This window comes from Apibacter adventoris, from assembly GCF_002964965.1.
In the GTDB taxonomy this organism is placed as follows: Bacteria; Bacteroidota; Bacteroidia; order Flavobacteriales; family Weeksellaceae; genus Apibacter; species Apibacter adventoris.
This window is the reverse complement of the sequence record NZ_PSZN01000018.1, coordinates 38,886-55,194: the sequence shown is the minus strand read 5'-3', so window position 1 is coordinate 55,194 and position 16,309 is coordinate 38,886. Positions and strand designations below refer to the sequence as shown.

15 protein-coding genes and 5 tRNA genes are annotated in these 16,309 nt (G+C 30.4%); 3 read left to right on the top strand and 17 right to left on the bottom strand.

Features of this window, described 5'->3' with window-relative positions; translation table 11 throughout:
* Nucleotides 1–20: 20 nt before the first annotated feature.
* The 16 genes from rpoB to rpsU form a co-directional block, all read right to left on the bottom strand.
* A complete protein-coding gene (gene rpoB, locus C4S76_RS07165) occupies nucleotides 21–3,845 on the bottom strand; it encodes a DNA-directed RNA polymerase subunit beta (RefSeq protein ID WP_105193789.1) in 3,825 nt (1,274 codons plus the stop codon).
* A gap of 95 nt (nucleotides 3,846–3,940) precedes the next feature.
* Complete coding sequence (gene rplL, locus C4S76_RS07160) at nucleotides 3,941–4,321, bottom strand: 50S ribosomal protein L7/L12 (RefSeq protein ID WP_105193788.1); 381 nt, start codon at nucleotides 4,319–4,321, stop codon at nucleotides 3,941–3,943.
* 54 nt (nucleotides 4,322–4,375) lie between these two features.
* Entirely contained in the window at nucleotides 4,376–4,900 is a 525-nt protein-coding gene (gene rplJ, locus C4S76_RS07155; protein WP_105193787.1) for a 50S ribosomal protein L10, read from the bottom strand.
* A gap of 16 nt (nucleotides 4,901–4,916) precedes the next feature.
* Entirely contained in the window at nucleotides 4,917–5,609 is a 693-nt protein-coding gene (gene rplA / locus C4S76_RS07150) for a 50S ribosomal protein L1 (RefSeq protein WP_105193786.1), read from the bottom strand.
* Between the two features lie 10 nt (nucleotides 5,610–5,619).
* Nucleotides 5,620–6,063 (bottom strand): 50S ribosomal protein L11, encoded by a 444-nt coding sequence (gene rplK, locus C4S76_RS07145; RefSeq protein ID WP_105193785.1) that lies wholly within the window; start codon nucleotides 6,061–6,063, stop codon nucleotides 5,620–5,622.
* 50 nt (nucleotides 6,064–6,113) lie between these two features.
* The gene (nusG, locus tag C4S76_RS07140) at nucleotides 6,114–6,659 is read right to left on the bottom strand and encodes a transcription termination/antitermination protein NusG (RefSeq protein WP_105193784.1); all 546 of its coding nucleotides are present in this window, start codon (nucleotides 6,657–6,659) and stop codon (nucleotides 6,114–6,116) included.
* An 18-nt stretch (nucleotides 6,660–6,677) separates the two neighbouring features.
* On the bottom strand, nucleotides 6,678–6,884 hold the full coding sequence (gene secE, locus C4S76_RS07135) for a preprotein translocase subunit SecE (RefSeq protein WP_105193783.1): 207 nt from the start codon (nucleotides 6,882–6,884) through the stop codon (nucleotides 6,678–6,680).
* Between the two features lie 14 nt (nucleotides 6,885–6,898).
* A tRNA-Trp gene (locus C4S76_RS07130) sits at nucleotides 6,899–6,971 on the bottom strand.
* Nucleotides 6,972–7,036: 65 nt separating this feature from the next.
* Nucleotides 7,037–8,224, bottom strand: coding sequence for an elongation factor Tu (gene tuf / locus C4S76_RS07125; RefSeq protein ID WP_105193782.1), 1,188 nt, complete (start codon nucleotides 8,222–8,224; stop codon nucleotides 7,037–7,039).
* A gap of 167 nt (nucleotides 8,225–8,391) precedes the next feature.
* Nucleotides 8,392–8,463 (bottom strand) — tRNA-Thr (locus C4S76_RS07120).
* A gap of 9 nt (nucleotides 8,464–8,472) precedes the next feature.
* Nucleotides 8,473–8,545, bottom strand: a tRNA-Gly gene (locus tag C4S76_RS07115).
* A gap of 70 nt (nucleotides 8,546–8,615) precedes the next feature.
* Nucleotides 8,616–8,698, bottom strand: a tRNA-Tyr gene (locus C4S76_RS07110).
* A 9-nt stretch (nucleotides 8,699–8,707) separates the two neighbouring features.
* Nucleotides 8,708–8,781, bottom strand: a tRNA-Thr gene (locus tag C4S76_RS07105).
* Between the two features lie 117 nt (nucleotides 8,782–8,898).
* Nucleotides 8,899–9,192: a ribosome hibernation-promoting factor, HPF/YfiA family gene (gene hpf, locus C4S76_RS07100; protein WP_105193781.1), complete on the bottom strand. Its 294-nt coding sequence runs from the start codon at nucleotides 9,190–9,192 to the stop codon at nucleotides 8,899–8,901.
* Nucleotides 9,182–10,087: a tyrosine-type recombinase/integrase gene (locus C4S76_RS07095; RefSeq protein ID WP_105193780.1), complete on the bottom strand. Its 906-nt coding sequence runs from the start codon at nucleotides 10,085–10,087 to the stop codon at nucleotides 9,182–9,184. The genes hpf and C4S76_RS07095 overlap by 11 nt, the downstream gene beginning before the upstream one ends.
* A gap of 69 nt (nucleotides 10,088–10,156) precedes the next feature.
* A complete protein-coding gene (gene rpsU / locus C4S76_RS07090; RefSeq protein WP_105193779.1) occupies nucleotides 10,157–10,351 on the bottom strand; it encodes a 30S ribosomal protein S21 in 195 nt (64 codons plus the stop codon).
* Nucleotides 10,352–10,585: 234 nt separating this feature from the next.
* On the opposite strand from rpsU, the gene C4S76_RS07085 reads away from it, so the two are divergent.
* Together C4S76_RS07085 and C4S76_RS07080 are read left to right on the top strand one after the other, a co-directional pair.
* The gene (locus tag C4S76_RS07085) at nucleotides 10,586–12,124 is read left to right on the top strand and encodes a glycine--tRNA ligase (RefSeq protein ID WP_105193778.1); all 1,539 of its coding nucleotides are present in this window, start codon (nucleotides 10,586–10,588) and stop codon (nucleotides 12,122–12,124) included.
* Between the two features lie 278 nt (nucleotides 12,125–12,402).
* The gene (locus C4S76_RS07080) at nucleotides 12,403–12,975 is read left to right on the top strand and encodes a YcxB family protein (RefSeq protein WP_105193777.1); all 573 of its coding nucleotides are present in this window, start codon (nucleotides 12,403–12,405) and stop codon (nucleotides 12,973–12,975) included.
* Here C4S76_RS07080 and C4S76_RS07075 read toward each other — a convergent pair.
* The gene (locus C4S76_RS07075) at nucleotides 12,962–14,617 is read right to left on the bottom strand and encodes an LIC_10190 family membrane protein (protein ID WP_105193776.1); all 1,656 of its coding nucleotides are present in this window, start codon (nucleotides 14,615–14,617) and stop codon (nucleotides 12,962–12,964) included. The two genes, C4S76_RS07080 and C4S76_RS07075, sit on opposite strands and share 14 nt — an antisense overlap.
* Before the next feature lie 101 nt (nucleotides 14,618–14,718).
* On the opposite strand from C4S76_RS07075, the gene lpdA reads away from it, so the two are divergent.
* Nucleotides 14,719–16,122, top strand: coding sequence for a dihydrolipoyl dehydrogenase (lpdA, locus tag C4S76_RS07070; RefSeq protein ID WP_105193775.1), 1,404 nt, complete (start codon nucleotides 14,719–14,721; stop codon nucleotides 16,120–16,122).
* Nucleotides 16,123–16,309: the final 187 nt, after the last annotated feature.

The window sequence follows — 16,309 nt, the reverse complement described above, 5'->3', positions numbered from 1 at the left end:
TATGGATAAAAATTTGAAGATTATTCTTCTAATCTCACATCTAATCCGAGACCTTGTAATTCATGTAAAAAGACATTGAATGATTCTGGAATACCAGGTTCTGGCATAGGTTCTCCTTTTACGATAGATTCGTAGGCTTTTGCTCTACCTATTACATCATCTGATTTTACAGTAATGATTTCTCTAAGTATATTGGATGCTCCGAAAGCTTCTAATGCCCAAACCTCCATTTCTCCAAATCTTTGTCCTCCAAATTGAGCCTTACCACCTAAAGGTTGTTGGGTTATTAAAGAATAAGGGCCTATAGATCTTGCGTGCATTTTATCATCCACCATATGCCCTAATTTCAACATATAAATTACCCCTACAGTAGCTTTTTGCTCAAATCTTTCACCTGTACCTCCGTCAAATAAATATGTAGTACCCCATTGTGGAACACCTGCTTCTTTAGTTAGAGAATCAATTTGTTCTGAAGTAGCTCCATCAAAAATAGGGGTAGCAAATTTCTTGCCCAATTTCTTACCACACCATCCTAAAATAGTCTCATAGATCTGCCCTATGTTCATACGAGATGGTACCCCTAGAGGATTTAACACAATATCAACGGGAGTTCCATCTTCTAAGAATGGCATATCTTCATCTCGAACAATCCGAGCTACGATACCTTTATTTCCGTGACGTCCTGCCATTTTATCACCTACATTCAGTTTTCGTTTTTTAGCTATGTAAACTTTTGCTAACTTCACTATTCCTGTTGGTAATTCATCACCCACAGAAATCGTGTGTCTTTCTCTATTTAATGATCCTAAAAGATCATTGTGTTTTATTTTATAATTGTGAAGCAATTCTTTGATAGAATTGTTTTTTGAATCATCCAGTGTCCAGCTACCTCCAGTTAAATTAAAGTAATCATCTATACTAGATAAAAGTTTTTGAGTGAATTTAACGCCTTTAGGTATAACTTCTTCATTCAGGTCATTGTAAATTCCTTGTGAAGTTTTCCCATTAAGAAGTACGTATAATTTATCTAATAATTGATTTTTTAAATCGTTGAATTTAAGTTTAAATTCTGCTTCTAATTGATCAATTTTTAGTTTTTCATCTCCTCTTTTACGTTTATCTTTAATATTTCGGGTAAATAATTTTTTGTCAATTACAACCCCTTTAAGTGAAGGTTCTGCTTTTAAAGAAGCATCTTTAACATCTCCTGCTTTATCACCAAAGATTGCACGAAGTAATTTTTCTTCCGGCGTTGGATCAGATTCTCCTTTAGGAGTAATTTTACCCACTAAAATATCTCCGGGTTTTACCTCAGCTCCAATTCGGATCATACCGTTTTCATCTAAGTCTTTAGTGGCTTCTTCACTTACGTTAGGTATATCAGAGGTTAGTTCCTCCATTCCTAATTTTGTATCTCTAACTTCTAATGTGTATTCATCTATATGAATAGAAGTAAACCAATCTTCACTTACTGCTCTCTGATTTATAACGATAGCATCTTCGAAATTATAACCTTTCCAAGGCATGAATGCTACTAAAAGATTCCTACCTAAGGCTAATTCACCATCTTCAGTGGCATACCCCTCAGTTAATACTTGTCCTTTTTCAACTCTATCTCCAGCTTTAACAATAGGTTTAAGAGTTATAGAAGTACTTTGATTCGTTTTTCTAAATTTGGTTAGTTTATATGTTTTACTTGCAGAATCAAAACTTACTAATTCTTCTTCTTCTGTTCTATCGTATTTGATAACAATTTTATCTGCATCTACATATTCAACTATTCCGTTTCCTTCAGCATTTATTAAGATTCTTGAATCTTTAGCTACTTGGAATTCTAAACCTGTCCCAACTATTGGTGATTGAGGTTTCAAAAGAGGTACTGCTTGACGCATCATGTTAGAACCCATCAAAGCACGGTTTGCATCATCATGTTCTAGGAACGGAATTAATGATGCAGATATACCTGTAATCTGATTAGGAGCTACATCAATTAGATCTACTTTATTAGGCTCTACAACTGGGTAATCAGCATCTTCACGAGCTACAATCCTTTCATCAGTTATATTCCCATCATTATCAATATTGATATTTGCCTGAGCTATAATTTTGCCTTCTTCTTCTTCAGCTGTAAGATATTTTGGTTGTTCACTGAAATCGATTTTACTATCCACTACTTTTCTATAAGGAGTTTCCATAAAACCTAATTCATTAATTCTCGCATAACAACCTAATGAAGAAATTAACCCGATATTTGGACCTTCTGGAGTTTCAATAGGACAAATTCTACCATAGTGTGTGTAGTGAACGTCACGTACTTCAAAACCTGCTCTTTCTCTAGATAATCCACCAGGTCCTAAAGCAGACATACGTCTTTTATGTGTAACTTCAGATAAAGGATTGGTTTGATCCATAAACTGAGATAACTGATTGGTACCAAAAAAAGAATTGATAACAGAAGTTAATGTTTTAGCATTGATAAGGTCGATAGGAGTAAAGACTTCATTATCTCTTACATTCATTCTTTCTTTAATAGTACGTGCCATACGTGCTAAACCTACACTAAATTGACCTGCTAATTGTTCTCCTACAGTTTTTACACGTCTGTTAGATAGGTGATCTATATCATCTACCTCTGCTTTAGAGTTAATTAATTCTATAAGATATTTAACAATTTCAATAATATCATCTTTTGTTAATACTTGAATATCTTCAGGAATATTTAATCCTAACTTTTTATTAATTCTATAACGGCCTACTTCACCCAAAGAATAACGTGCATCTGAGAAAAATAATTTATCAATAATACCTCTTGCCGTTTCTTCGTCAGGTGGATCTGCATTTCTTAATTGACGATAAATATATTCTACTGCCTCTTTTTCAGAGTTTGTAGAATCTTTTTGTAATGTATTATGAATAATAGAAAACTCATTACTATTTTCTTTGTGTACTAAAATAGTTTTAATACCTGAATCAATAATAAGATCTATATGTTCTTTTTCTAATACTGTTTCTCGATCTAATATGATCTCATTTCTTTCTATAGATACAACTTCTCCAGTATCTTCATCTACGAAATCTTCAAACCAGGTATTTAATACTCTTGCAGCAAGAGTTCGACCTAGCATTTTTTTAAGATTCGATTTATTTACTTTAACTTCTTCTGCAAGATCAAAAATTTCTAATATATCTTTATCACTTTGATAACCAATAGCACGAAGTAATGTAGTCATCGGAAGTTTTTTCTTTCTATCTATATATGCATACATCACACCATTTATATCTGTAGCAAATTCCATCCATGAACCTTTAAAAGGTATGATTCTGGAAGAATATAATTTTGCTCCATTGGCATGATATGATTGTCCAAAAAATACACCGGGCGAACGATGCAATTGGGATACCACAACTCTTTCGGCTCCATTTATAATAAATGACCCACTAGGTGTCATATATGGAATGGGACCTAAATATACATCTTGTACTACTGTTTCAAAATCTTCATGTTCAGGATCAGTACAATATAATTTAAGTCTTGCTTTAAGTGGTACACTATAGGTAAGCCCTCTTTCTATACATTCATCTATAGAATATTTTGGAGGGTCAACAAAATAATCTAAAAATTCTAAAACGAACTGATTTCTCGTATCTGAAATCGGGAAATTTTCAGTAAACGTTTTAAAAAGTCCTTCATTTTTTCTTTGATCCGGACGTGTTTCTAATTGAAAAAAATCTTGAAAAGATTTAACCTGAATGTCTAGAAAATCAGGAAATTCAATTTGTCCTTTTGAGTGAGAAAAACTAAATCTCTTAGGGTTTTGAGTTTTTGACGCCAATGATTTACTCATATAATAAATTAAAAATCTTTTTAAAACACAAATAGGCTTAGATCCTCAATACATAGTATTAGAGGATCTAAACCTTTATTTTAAGGTTAATTGAATTATTTCAATTCAACTTCAGCACCAGCTTCTTCAAGCTGTTTTTTAAGGCTTTCTGCTTCATCTTTACTAACTGCTTCTTTAATTGCAGTAGGAGCTCCATCAACAGCATCTTTAGCCTCTTTTAATCCTTTACCTGTTAAATCTTTAACTAATTTAACAACTGCTAATTTATTAGCACCAGCTGCTTTAAGAATTACATCAAATTCAGTTTTTTCTTCAGCAGCACCGGCATCTGCACCTCCAGCAGGTGAAGCAGCAACAGCAACAGCAGCAGCAGCAGGCTCAATTCCGTATTCTTCTTTTAATATTTCAGCTAATTCATTAACTTCTTTTACTGTTAAATTTACTAAAGTTTCAGCTAATTGTTTTAAATCTGCCATTTTAATTTTTTTTAATTTTGTTTAACAACTATATTTATTATGAGTGCGTAATTTTTATTTCGCTTTTTCAGATAAAGTTTTTACTAAACCTGCAATCGTATTTCCACTAGATTTAAGTGCAGAAACCACATTTTTGATAGGAGATTGTAATAATCCGATGATTTCTCCAACCAATTCTTCTTTAGATTTAAGATTAGATAAAATATCTAGTTGAGAATCTCCTAAGAATACAGCTGAATCAACCCATGCAGCTTTTAATAAAGGTTTATCTGATTTTTTTCTGATAATTTGTATTAGTTTTGCAGGAGCATTACCTTTTTCTGAAATAAAAATAGTAGAATTTCCTTTTAAACTTTCAAAAAGTCCTGAAAAGTCTTTATCCTCTACATTTTCCATAGCTTTTTTCAATAAAGTATTTTTAACAACTTTCATTGAAATACTTTCTTTAAAACAAGCTCTTCTTAAATCTGAGGTTTGTTGAGCGTTTAATCCATCAGTGTCAGCTATATATAATACATTGGTACCTTTTAGTACTTCTTGTAATTCTTCAATTACTTGTGCTTTTTCTTGCTTTGTCATAATTAGTAAAAATTAATTAGTTAACACCTTTAGGATCAATTGCAATTCCCGGACTCATAGTAGAGGATAGGTATATACTTTTTACATATACTCCTTTTGCAGCTTGTGGTTTTAATTTAATTAAGGTTGAAATAATTTCTTGAGCATTTTCTTGAATTTGTTTAGCATCAAAAGATACTTTTCCAATTGCTGCATGCACTATTCCATATTTATCTACCTTAAAATCTATTTTACCAGCTTTTACTTCGGTAACGGCTTTTCCTATATCCATAGTTACAGTACCTGTTTTAGGATTAGGCATTAAACCTCTTGGGCCTAATATACGGCCTAAAGGGCCTAATTTACCCATAACTTGCGGTTGGGTGATAATTACATCAACATCTGTCCAGCCCTCTTTTATTTTTTGAAGGTATTCATCTAAACCTACATAATCTGCCCCTGCATCTTTAGCTTCTTGTTCTTTTTCAGGAGTTACTAAAGCCAATACTTTAGTTTGTTTTCCTGTACCGTGAGGTAAAGATACGACTCCTCTAACCATCTGATTTGCTTTACGAGGATCAACACCTAAACGTACAGCTACATCTACTGATGCATCGAACTTTGTATAACTGATTTCTTTAACTAAACGAGAAGCCTCTTCTAATGAATAAAGTTTTGTTTTATCTACTTTAGCAATTACTGCTTTTTGTTTTTTTGTTAATACTGCCATAATACTCAGATTAATTGTTAAGCGGATTTTGTCCGGTTACTTTTATACCCATTGATCGTGCAGTACCTGCAACCATACTTATTGCTGACTCTATTGTAAAGCAGTTTAAATCTACCATTTTGTCTTCAGCGATTTGTTGTATTTGACTCCAAGTTACGCCTGCTACTTTTACTCTATTTGGTTCTCCTGATCCTTTTTTTGCTTTTGATGCTGCTAAAAGTTGCACCGTTACAGGAGGAGTTTTAACGATAAAATCAAAAGATTTATCTTCGTAAACTGTTATGATTACGGGCAATACTTGACCTTGCTTGTCTTGTGTACGTGCATTAAATTGTTTACAAAACTCCATAATATTAACCCCTGCAGCACCTAATGCAGGTCCTACCGGTGGTGAAGGATTGGCTTGTCCACCCTTCACTTGGAGTTTTACCATTTTAAAAATTTTCTTTGCCATTTTAAATTTTAGGTTTAAAAATGATTTAATATATAATCTGTGGAAGCAGCCTATATTTTTTCTACTTGCGAAAAGCTTAATTCTATTGGTGTTTTTCTACCGAAGATTAAAACCATTACATCTAATTTCCTTTTTTCTTCATTTATTTTTTCGATAGTACCATTAAATCCATTAAAAGGACCATCAATTACCTTGACAGTTTCACCATTTTCAAATGGGATATTAAGTACATCTTCAGATTCAGAAAGTTCATCCATCTTTCCAAAAATTCTGCTAACTTCACTTTTCCTCATTGGTAAGGGATCTCCTCCTTTAGTTGCACTTAAAAAACTAATTACTCCCGGTATGTTTTTAATGGTATGGGGTAATTCACCAATTAAGTTAGCTTCAATCATAACATATCCTGGATAATATACCTTATCTTTACGGATTTTTTTACCATTTCTGATTTGAACTACTTTTTCAGTAGGAACAACAATCTGTCCAAAGTTGTTTTTAAGATGCTCTGCTCTTAAAACTTCATTTTCGATATACATTTTAACTTTGGATTCTTGACCACTTATTGTCTTAAGTACATACCATTTCATTTCACTCATTGTTCCCTAATTATTTTATTAAGATTTTAATCCTATTAAAATTGAAAAAATATTTTTGAGAGCTTTAGCAAATACCCAATCTACCCCAAAACAAAAAAGAGATAATATTATAGTTGCTATAGCTACTACAGTAGTTGAAGATTGTAAATCTGACCATTTTGGCCATTCAACATGATCTTTGAATTCTGTTATCGAACCTTTCAGATAAGTAATGAGTCCGTTCATTTTTATAAATTAAGCGCGGGCGGTAAGATTCGAACTCACGGCCCTCGGTTTTGGAGACCGATGCTCTACCAGCTGAGCTACACCCGCTTAAAAGAAAGACTTTACTATTAATTTAAATGTTTAAAGTCTTTCTTAAATGTTTATATTTTTTATTAATCAATAATTTCAGTAACTTGTCCTGCACCTACAGTTCTACCACCTTCACGGATTGCAAATCTTAAGCCATTGTTAAGTGCTATTGGTTGGTGTAATTCTACTGTTATAGTTAAGTTATCTCCAGGCATAACCATTTCAGTTCCTTCAGGTAAAGTAATAGTACCTGTTACATCAGTGGTTCTAACATAGAATTGAGGACGATAGTTGTTATGGAATGGTGTGTGACGCCCACCTTCTTCTTTGGTTAAGATATAAACTTCGGCTTTGAATTTTTTATGAGGAGTGATAGATCCTGGTTTAGCTATTACCATACCACGACGGATATCAGTTTTCTCAATACCTCTTAATAATAGACCTACATTATCTCCAGCTTCACCTCTATCTAATATTTTTCTGAACATTTCAACTCCAGTAATAGTAGAAGTTAATTTTTCATCTCCCATACCTACGATATCTACAGCTTCACCGGAATTTATTACACCTGCTTCAATACGACCTGTTGCTACAGTACCACGACCTGTAATAGAGAAAACATCTTCAATTGGCATTAAGAATGGTTTATCTTGATCTCTTTGAGGTTGTTCAATCCATGTATCAACAGCTTGCATAAGTTCCTCAATAGTAGCAACCCATTGTGGTTCTCCATTTAATGCACCTAAAGCAGATCCCTTTATAACCGGAGTATTATCTCCATCATATTCATAAGAGGATAATAAATCTCTTACTTCCATTTCTACTAATTCTAATAATTCAGGATCATCTACCATATCTACTTTGTTCATAAATACAACAATTCTTGGTACATTTACCTGACGACATAATAGGATATGTTCTCTGGTTTGAGGCATAGGACCATCTGTTGCAGCAACCACTAAAATGGCACCATCCATTTGTGCAGCACCTGTAACCATGTTTTTTACATAGTCTGCGTGTCCTGGGCAGTCAACGTGGGCATAATGACGATTTTCTGTTTCATATTCTACGTGAGCTGTATTAATTGTTATACCTCTTTCTTTTTCTTCAGGAGCCGCATCAATTTGAGAAAAGTCTTTTTTCTCAGCTAATCCTTTTTCAGATAAAACTTTAGTAATAGCTGCGGTTAATGTTGTTTTTCCGTGGTCTACGTGACCGATTGTACCTATATTAAGGTGTGGTTTGGTACGCTGAAAAGTTTCTTTTGCCATGATAAAATGTTTATTTTAATTTCCAAAAATGAGTGCAAATATAGCTAATTATTTCATAATTACAATAATCTATAAAAAAAATATTATGTTTTTATGAGTTTTAATAATAGATTTACCTGTATGGTATAAATAGTATGTATTTGTGAGATATATTTTTTAGATTTTAGAGCCAATGACGGGAATTGAACCCGTGACCTCGTCCTTACCAAGGAAGCGCTCTACCCCTGAGCTACATCGGCAAAAAATTGAGCGGAAGACGAGGGTCGAACTCGCGACATTCAGCTTGGAAGGCTGACGCTCTACCAACTGAGCTACTTCCGCTTATTTCTTAACCTTAGGTGTAATTCTAATAAAATTTGAAAAATTTTAAATTACAAATATTTAGTGGTAGTGGGGAGAGAAGGATTCGAACCTTCGAAGGTAAAAACCAACAGATTTACAGTCTGTCCTCGTTGGCCGCTTGAGTATCTCCCCTTCTGAATGAGCCGGTAGAGGGATTCGAACCCACGACCCCGAGATTACAAATCACGTGCTCTGGCCAACTGAGCTATACCGGCAATTAAATTCTATTTCAAAGAAACAATCCATTTAAAAAGGATGTTTGTTAAATGGATTGCAAAGGTAGATAATTTTTTAAAATCTCCAAATTTTCTTACAAAAAAAATGAACTTTTTTTAGTGTGTTTTTTCTTTCCTTTTGATTATCATCTTTTTAAGTGCATCACAAACTTGGTCTATACTTTCCTCAAAAGAAGAGGAGGTTTTTTTAGCTATTAAATCATCTCCGGGAATTTCTAATACAATTTCTACAGTTTTGTTTTCTTTATCTGTAGAGTTTTCTAATTTCATAAATACTTTAGCGGCTATAATTTTATCATAAAATTGTTCTAATTTTGATAATTTTTTATTTAAAAAATCCATTAATGCATCTTGTGCATTAAAATTTACTGCTTGTGATTTAATTTTCATTTTCTTCTTTTTTATGCCCATAGGGATGAGATTGATTAAATATTTTTTTTAGATCATCTATATTGCTATGAGTATAGATTTGCGTTGCAGCTAAACTACTATGACCAAGAATCTCTTTTATAGAATTTAATTCTGCCCCATTATGCAATAAGTGACTCGCAAATGTATGTCGTAACATATGTGGACTCTTTTTTTGTTTACTTGTTACTTTACTAAGATATTTATTAATTAAATTATAAACAAATTTTTCTTTAAGAATTTCTCCTTTATTGTTAGTAAATAGATATTCATGGTTATCCTCTTTTAAACTTATATATTGGTTTAATTTTTCTTTTAAATTATCTGTTATGGGGATTTGTCTTTCTTTATTTCTTTTTCCAATTATTCGTATTGTGCATTCATAAAAATCAATTTCGGAAATTTTCAAATTAATTAATTCCATTCTTCTGATTCCAGTTTGATAAAATATTTCAAAAATCAATTGGTTTCTTGTTTTCTCAAATTCAGAAAGTGTTTGATCAATATCTATAAAAGTATTTTCTAATATTTTGATTTCATCTTCCGAATAAGGAACTAGTACTTGTTGTCTTAATTTAAGATTTTTAATATTTAATGTTGGATTAACCTCTAATGAGCTGGTTTTTAAAAGGAATTTAAAAAAACTACGGATAGATGATATTTTCCGGTTAATAGTTTTTTCAGATATTTTTTTTTGAGAAAGATGAATTATAAAGTTCCTTAGTTGTCTATTTGTGGATTTTTCTATATCAGAAACATCTTCAGTTTGTAATAAAAAAAATTCTAATTCTTCTAAATCTTTTTTATAGCACTGTATAGTAAGTAGAGAATAGTTTTTTTCTAATAAAAGATAGTCTAGGAATTTATTTTTTAACATAAAAAATCTTCTGTTCAAAAATAATAATTTTTATAACAGAAGATATATTATTTTAGAAGAAATATTTATTTATGCTTCTTCCTGACTCTGTAATTTTTGTTTGTAAGCAGCTTTTATAACGCTTTGTCTCTTGATAACAGAAGGTTTTGTAAATTGTTGTCTTTTTCTTAGCTCTTTAACAACACCAGTCTTGTCATATTTTCTTTTATATTTTTTTAGAGCTTTATCAATAGACTCTCCATCTTTTACAGGAATAATTAACATAATAACATCTCTTTTTTTATTCGTAAAGTAAATTTTTAGGGTGCAAATATATAAATATAAATTACAATCACAAAATTTATTTAATAAATAAAGTCATTATCTATTAATATTAAAAAAGTTACGAATTTTAATAAAATCTTATTCGTAAAGATAATGAAGAAAATAAGTGTATATGAATATCATAAATTTTATAGTAAATTTGCCTTTCAAAAATAAATATCTAACAAAATATATATGAAATCTCAAGAAGATGTTTTGAAAAGAGTAGTAGCTCATGCTAAAGAGTATGGGTTTGTATTTCCTTCTAGTGAAGTATATGACGGATTATCAGCAATATATGATTATGGGCAAAACGGTGCAGAATTAAAAAATAATATTAAGCAGTATTGGTGGAAATCTATGGTTCAGCTTAATGAAAATATTGTAGGAATTGATTCAGCAATATTTATGCATCCAACCATATGGAAAGCCTCTGGCCATGTAGATGCTTTTAATGATCCTTTGATAGATAATAAAGATAGTAAAAAGAGATTTCGGGCAGATGTATTGGTAGAAGATTTTGCAGAAAAATTTGAAGATAAGGCTAAAAAAGAAATTGAAAAAGCAAAAAAAAGATTTGGTGAGGCTTTTGATCTGGAAAAGTTTGAAACTACTGATGCTAAAGTATTGGAATATAGAAAAAAGAAAGCAGATATACTGAAAAAACTTGCAAAATCTTTAGAAACTAATTTGGCTGACACTAAAGCCTTGATTGAAGAATTAGGAATTTCTGATCCGGAAACAGGTTCTAAGAACTGGACAGAAGTCCGTCAATTTAATCTTATGTTTGGAACAAAGTTAGGATCAACTACTGATTCGGCAACAGACTTATATCTTCGACCAGAAACAGCACAGGGTATTTTTGTTAATTATTTAAACGTTCAAAAAACCGGAAGAAAAAAATTACCATTTGGTATTGCTCAAATAGGTAAAGCTTTTAGAAATGAAATTGTTGCTCGGCAATTTATTTTTAGAATGCGCGAATTTGAACAGATGGAAATGCAATTTTTTGTACCTCCTGGAACAGAGCTTTCTCATTTTGAAAAATGGAAGGAAAAAAGACTAAACTGGCATTTGGCTTTAGGTTTAGGAAAGGATAATTATCGTTTTCATGATCATGAAAAATTAGCGCATTATGCCAATGCAGCAACAGATATAGAATTTAAATTTCCGTTCGGATTTAAGGAATTGGAAGGTATACATTCCAGAACAAATTTTGATCTTTCTGCTCATGAAAAATATTCCGGTAAAAAACTTCAATATTTTGATCCAGAACAAAATAAAAGTTATGTCCCTTATGTAGTAGAAACTTCTATAGGGCTAGATAGAATGTTTTTAGCCTTACTATCTAACTGTTTAAAAGATGAAGAATTAGAAGATGGAACCTCAAGAGTCGTTTTATCATTGCCTCCTGCTTTAGCCCCTATTAAAGTGGCAATTTTTCCTCTTATAAAAAAAGACGGATTACCAGAATATGCAGAAAAGATATTTAATGATCTTAAATATGATTTTAATGTTATGTATGAAGATAAAGATGCTATAGGTAAACGTTATAGAAGGCAAGATGCTATAGGAACACCATTCTGTGTAACTGTTGACCACGATACCTTAAGCAATCATACAGTGACTATTAGAGATAGAGATACCATGAAACAAGAAAGAGTCTCTGTGGATTTACTTAACAAAATAATTAATGATAAAGTAAATTTTATTTCTCTTTTAAAAAAGTTATAAAGTCTATAAAAAAATAAAAAAACAGGTTTATTAATAAACCTGTTTTTTTGTTATAAATATTAAGGACTTAGTATATGAATTTTAAATTATAAAAGTTGTTTTTAAAAAATGAAAAATTTTATTTTTACATTTAAATTATTATGGAACTACACTATTATAAAATTTAAAAAATAATATGACGCATATATGTTAAAGTAGATATTATAATTTATTTCTTTATGGGAAAAAGTTAAAAAATCGATATTTAATCTAAAATAACAAAAAATATAAATAAGTATATGGAAAAGCAATTTGATTTCACATATGAAATTACAGCAGAAGATTATTTAACTCATCAGCTTTTTGGAGCATCCATGAACGAAGCCATAAAAAAACAGAGAAAAAGAGGGCTTATATTGTGGACTACTGCTTTTTTTATATTAGCCATAGTTTTTTATTTACAAGGGAATAAATTTTTAAGTATTTATTTTATTGCTTTTGGGATAGGATTTTTTTTAATTTATCCTATATATGCAAATTGGATTTATAAACGATATTTTAAACGTTATGTATATAAACATTTTACAGAGAGTAATCTAAATAATATGATTTTAACAATTGATGAAGAAGAAATAGTTTTATTTAATGGTAAGGAAAGAGGGAAAATAAAAATTTTGGAAATAGAAAAAATTGAGGAAATTCCAACGCATATATTTATTAAACTGAAAGGAGGTAGAAGTGTTATAATACCTAAATTAAAGATAGATAATAAAGAAGAATTGTTAAAATGTGTATCGTTTCTAGCTAAAAATAATTCATTTCCTTATATTCGGATATTATACTGGAAGTGGAATAAAATTAATTATTTTTAAGGTTTTCTATAATTTTAGTTAGTTTATTATTCTCTTGCTTAGTGAGTTTTTTTATATAAAATCCTTTATGTATATCAGTAGAATCTTTCATTTGTGGAAAAATATTCAGATATTTATAAAGTATTAATTTTTCTTTTTCAAACGCAGGAGGAGGGGTATCAAAATTATACATGGAATTATTATTGGTAATATATAATATAAGATTTCCTAGTTTTACTTTTTTATAATCATTTAATATATAATTTTTGGGTTTTAGTAAATTACCCTTTGTAAACCCTACCATTGTATTGGCTAGCTTGTATTCTGGAATTAATTTTTGAATAAGAACAGGATAACTAATTAATGTAAAGAATAAAATATTGAGAGCCAAAGCAGGAACAAGGATCTTTGATTGGTTAATTTTTGTATAATGGAATAAGATAAAAATTAGAGGATATATTCCGTCAAGAATAAAACGATATTGTCCGGAAAATAGCAGAATTAAATATAATTTTAAGAAAATTATACCCCATAAACTAATGTAAATAAATTTCTTTTTTATAAAAGCAAATATTCCGAATATAAATAGTGTAATACAAATAAAAATGTTAATAATAGTTTGTAATTCCCTTATACTAAGCCAATAATATAATTTTTTAATAAAAGAAAAAGAATTTATTTTTTCAATAGGAAAGTGACCATTGAAAGTATAATAATTTGCATATTGGTTCGAAATTTTCAAAATTCTAGGATCTGAGAGCCAATAAGTAGTAATTTGGGTTTGTGTTACTGGAAATATAATGGTAGAGGAAGTAACAATATTTTTGATAACAAAAGTGAGAATTAAAATTAAAGGGAATATGTAATTCTTATAATTTAATAATTCTTTTTTATTTTGATGTATTCCCATTAAAAATATCCATAAAGGTAACCAGAAACCAAAAGGTTTTATAGTAAATATAAAAACAGATAATATGAATATTACTTTAAAATTTTCTTTTTTATAGTTAAAACATTCTTCATTAACAATAATTAAAGAGAAAAAAATTACTGGAATGTCCGGTGAAGGTGTTTGGATAAATAAAAAGTAAAAGGGGATAAATATTAATAAAAAATAAACTTTTCTTTCAAAAATATAAAATATGAAAAGAATTGTAATAAGCAGATTAATCCTTTGGAAGGGATCAATAGTATCGTCAAAACCTGCTTGAATAATGTGTAGTGAGGACATTTGGCCTAAAACCCAGTCAATATTGGCAACTCCTAAGATAAGTCCATATTGGTTCAGCCAATTTAGACTAGGTATATAATATCCAAAATGATCAGGTCTAAAAGGATAATAAGAACCAACCAGTAATATGAGTAAAGAAAAAAGCCAGAACCATCCAGATTTTATTATTTCTAAAGGAAATTTTATTCTATAATACTTTAAGTTTTTTATGAAATAAGGAATTATTGAGATAGCAAATAATAAAATTTCTATTTTTCTGTTTAGAGGGTAGAAAAATGAAATAATACAAAGTACAATACTTAAAAAAGTTAAACCCAATAAGAAAGTGAGAGATGGAGATTGTTTTTTTGAAGCCAGTAAATATTGAGCCCATATACCCCATCCTCCTATTGATATAAATAAAATAATTATGGATAAAACTTCTAAAATCATAAAAACAATTGAAAAACAAAAGTAAAAATAAAAATGAAAACTTATTTTATTTTCCTTAGCTCTTTTTATATATTTGAGTAAAACATATTTTTAATTAAAACATGAATAAATTTGATGTAATAATTATAGGCTCAGGACCAGGGGGGTACGTGGCAGCAATTCGTTGTGCACAATTAGGTTTTAAGACAGCAATAGTAGAAAAATATCCTACCTTAGGAGGAACTTGTTTAAATGTAGGGTGTATTCCTTCAAAAGCCTTGTTGGATTCGACAGAGTATTTTCATATTGCACTACATAATTTTGAAAGTTTGGGTATAGAAATTAATTTACCGAAAGTAAATTTAGATAGAATGATAGAAAGAAAAAATGAAATCATAGACCAAACGACTAAAGGAATTAATTTCCTGATGGATAAAAATAAAATTACTGTTTTCCATGGAGTTGGAACTTTTATCTCCAATACCCGATTAGCCGTAAAAAAAGAAGATGGAAATAGAGAGGAACTAGAGTCTAAATATTTTATTATAGCTACCGGATCCAAGCCTGTAAGTCTCCCGTCCGTGCCTATAGATAAAATACGAATTATTACTTCTACTGAAGCCTTAAATTTAAAAGAAATTCCTAAGCATTTGTTGGTTATAGGTGGAGGTGTTATAGGCTTAGAATTAGGTTCAGTATATAAAAGATTAGGAGCGGATGTTACAGTTATTGAATATTTAGATAAGTTAATTCCTACTATGGATGGAGCTTTATCTAAAGAATTACAAAAAGTTCTAAAAAAATTGGGAATGAAATTTTCTTTATCCACTAAAGTAACAAAAGTAATTCGTGAAGACGATAAAGTAACCGTACAGGCAATAGATAAAGATGGGGAAAAAGTAATTTTTGACGGAGATTATTGTTTAGTATCAGTTGGAAGAAAACCCTATGTTGAAGGTTTAGGTTTGGAAAATGTAGGAATTAAAGTTGATGAAAAAGGATATATTAATGTAAATGATCAATTACAAACCAATATCCTGAATATATATGCAATAGGAGATGTGATTCGTGGTCCTATGTTGGCACATAAAGCAGAGGAAGAAGGCGTATTGGTAGCAGAGCAATTGTCAGGACAAAAACCGCATATAAATTATAATCTAATCCCTGGCGTAGTATATACCTGGCCGGAAGTTGCCGGAGTGGGAAAGACTGAGGAACAATTGATAGAAGAGGGATATAAATATAAAACCGGACAATTTCCGATGCGAGCTTTAGGACGGGCCAGAGCCAGTGGCGATACAGATGGATTTGTGAAAATATTGACTGATGGGGTTACTGACGAAATATTAGGGATACATATAATAGCCGCCCGTGCAGCTGATTTAATTGCTAATGCTGTTTCCTTATTGGAATATCGAGCTTCTGCTGAAGACATAACAAGAATGAGCCATGCACATCCTACCTATGCAGAAGCTATAAAAGAAGCTGCTTTAGATGCTACTGGTAAAAGAGCAATTCATTTTTAAATGTAAAATAAAGTATTTATAAAAACTTCTATTTTATAAAGTGATTTTTCAATAATTTTCTAATTTTTTCATTTTTATTATGAAATTTATCAAGTGAATATAATATTCTATCAGATATACTATAATCTATCTTTCTTTCTATGCAAATTGTTCTTAAATCAGTCAAATATTGAATATAAAGATTAAT

Excerpts from the sequence above, each read along its gene's own strand:
- rpoB (WP_105193789.1), bottom strand. The coding sequence starts at position 3,845 with ATGAGTAAATCATTGGCGTCAAAAACTCAAAACCCTAAGAGATTTAGT.
- rplL (WP_105193788.1), bottom strand. The coding sequence starts at position 4,321 with ATGGCAGATTTAAAACAATTAGCTGAAACTTTAGTAAATTTAACAGTA.
- rplJ (WP_105193787.1), bottom strand. The coding sequence starts at position 4,900 with ATGACAAAGCAAGAAAAAGCACAAGTAATTGAAGAATTACAAGAAGTA.
- rplA (WP_105193786.1), bottom strand. The coding sequence starts at position 5,609 with ATGGCAGTATTAACAAAAAAACAAAAAGCAGTAATTGCTAAAGTAGAT.
- rplK (WP_105193785.1), bottom strand. The coding sequence starts at position 6,063 with ATGGCAAAGAAAATTTTTAAAATGGTAAAACTCCAAGTGAAGGGTGGA.
- nusG (WP_105193784.1), bottom strand. The coding sequence starts at position 6,659 with ATGAGTGAAATGAAATGGTATGTACTTAAGACAATAAGTGGTCAAGAA.
- secE (WP_105193783.1), bottom strand. The coding sequence starts at position 6,884 with ATGAACGGACTCATTACTTATCTGAAAGGTTCGATAACAGAATTCAAA.
- tuf (WP_105193782.1), bottom strand. The coding sequence starts at position 8,224 with ATGGCAAAAGAAACTTTTCAGCGTACCAAACCACACCTTAATATAGGT.
- hpf (WP_105193781.1), bottom strand. The coding sequence starts at position 9,192 with ATGAAAATTAAATCACAAGCAGTAAATTTTAATGCACAAGATGCATTA.
- C4S76_RS07095 (WP_105193780.1), bottom strand. The coding sequence starts at position 10,087 with ATGTTAAAAAATAAATTCCTAGACTATCTTTTATTAGAAAAAAACTAT.
- rpsU (WP_105193779.1), bottom strand. The coding sequence starts at position 10,351 with ATGTTAATTATTCCTGTAAAAGATGGAGAGTCTATTGATAAAGCTCTA.
- C4S76_RS07085 (WP_105193778.1), top strand. The coding sequence starts at position 10,586 with ATGAAATCTCAAGAAGATGTTTTGAAAAGAGTAGTAGCTCATGCTAAA.
- C4S76_RS07080 (WP_105193777.1), top strand. The coding sequence starts at position 12,403 with ATGGAAAAGCAATTTGATTTCACATATGAAATTACAGCAGAAGATTAT.
- C4S76_RS07075 (WP_105193776.1), bottom strand. The coding sequence starts at position 14,617 with ATGATTTTAGAAGTTTTATCCATAATTATTTTATTTATATCAATAGGA.
- lpdA (WP_105193775.1), top strand. The coding sequence starts at position 14,719 with ATGAATAAATTTGATGTAATAATTATAGGCTCAGGACCAGGGGGGTAC.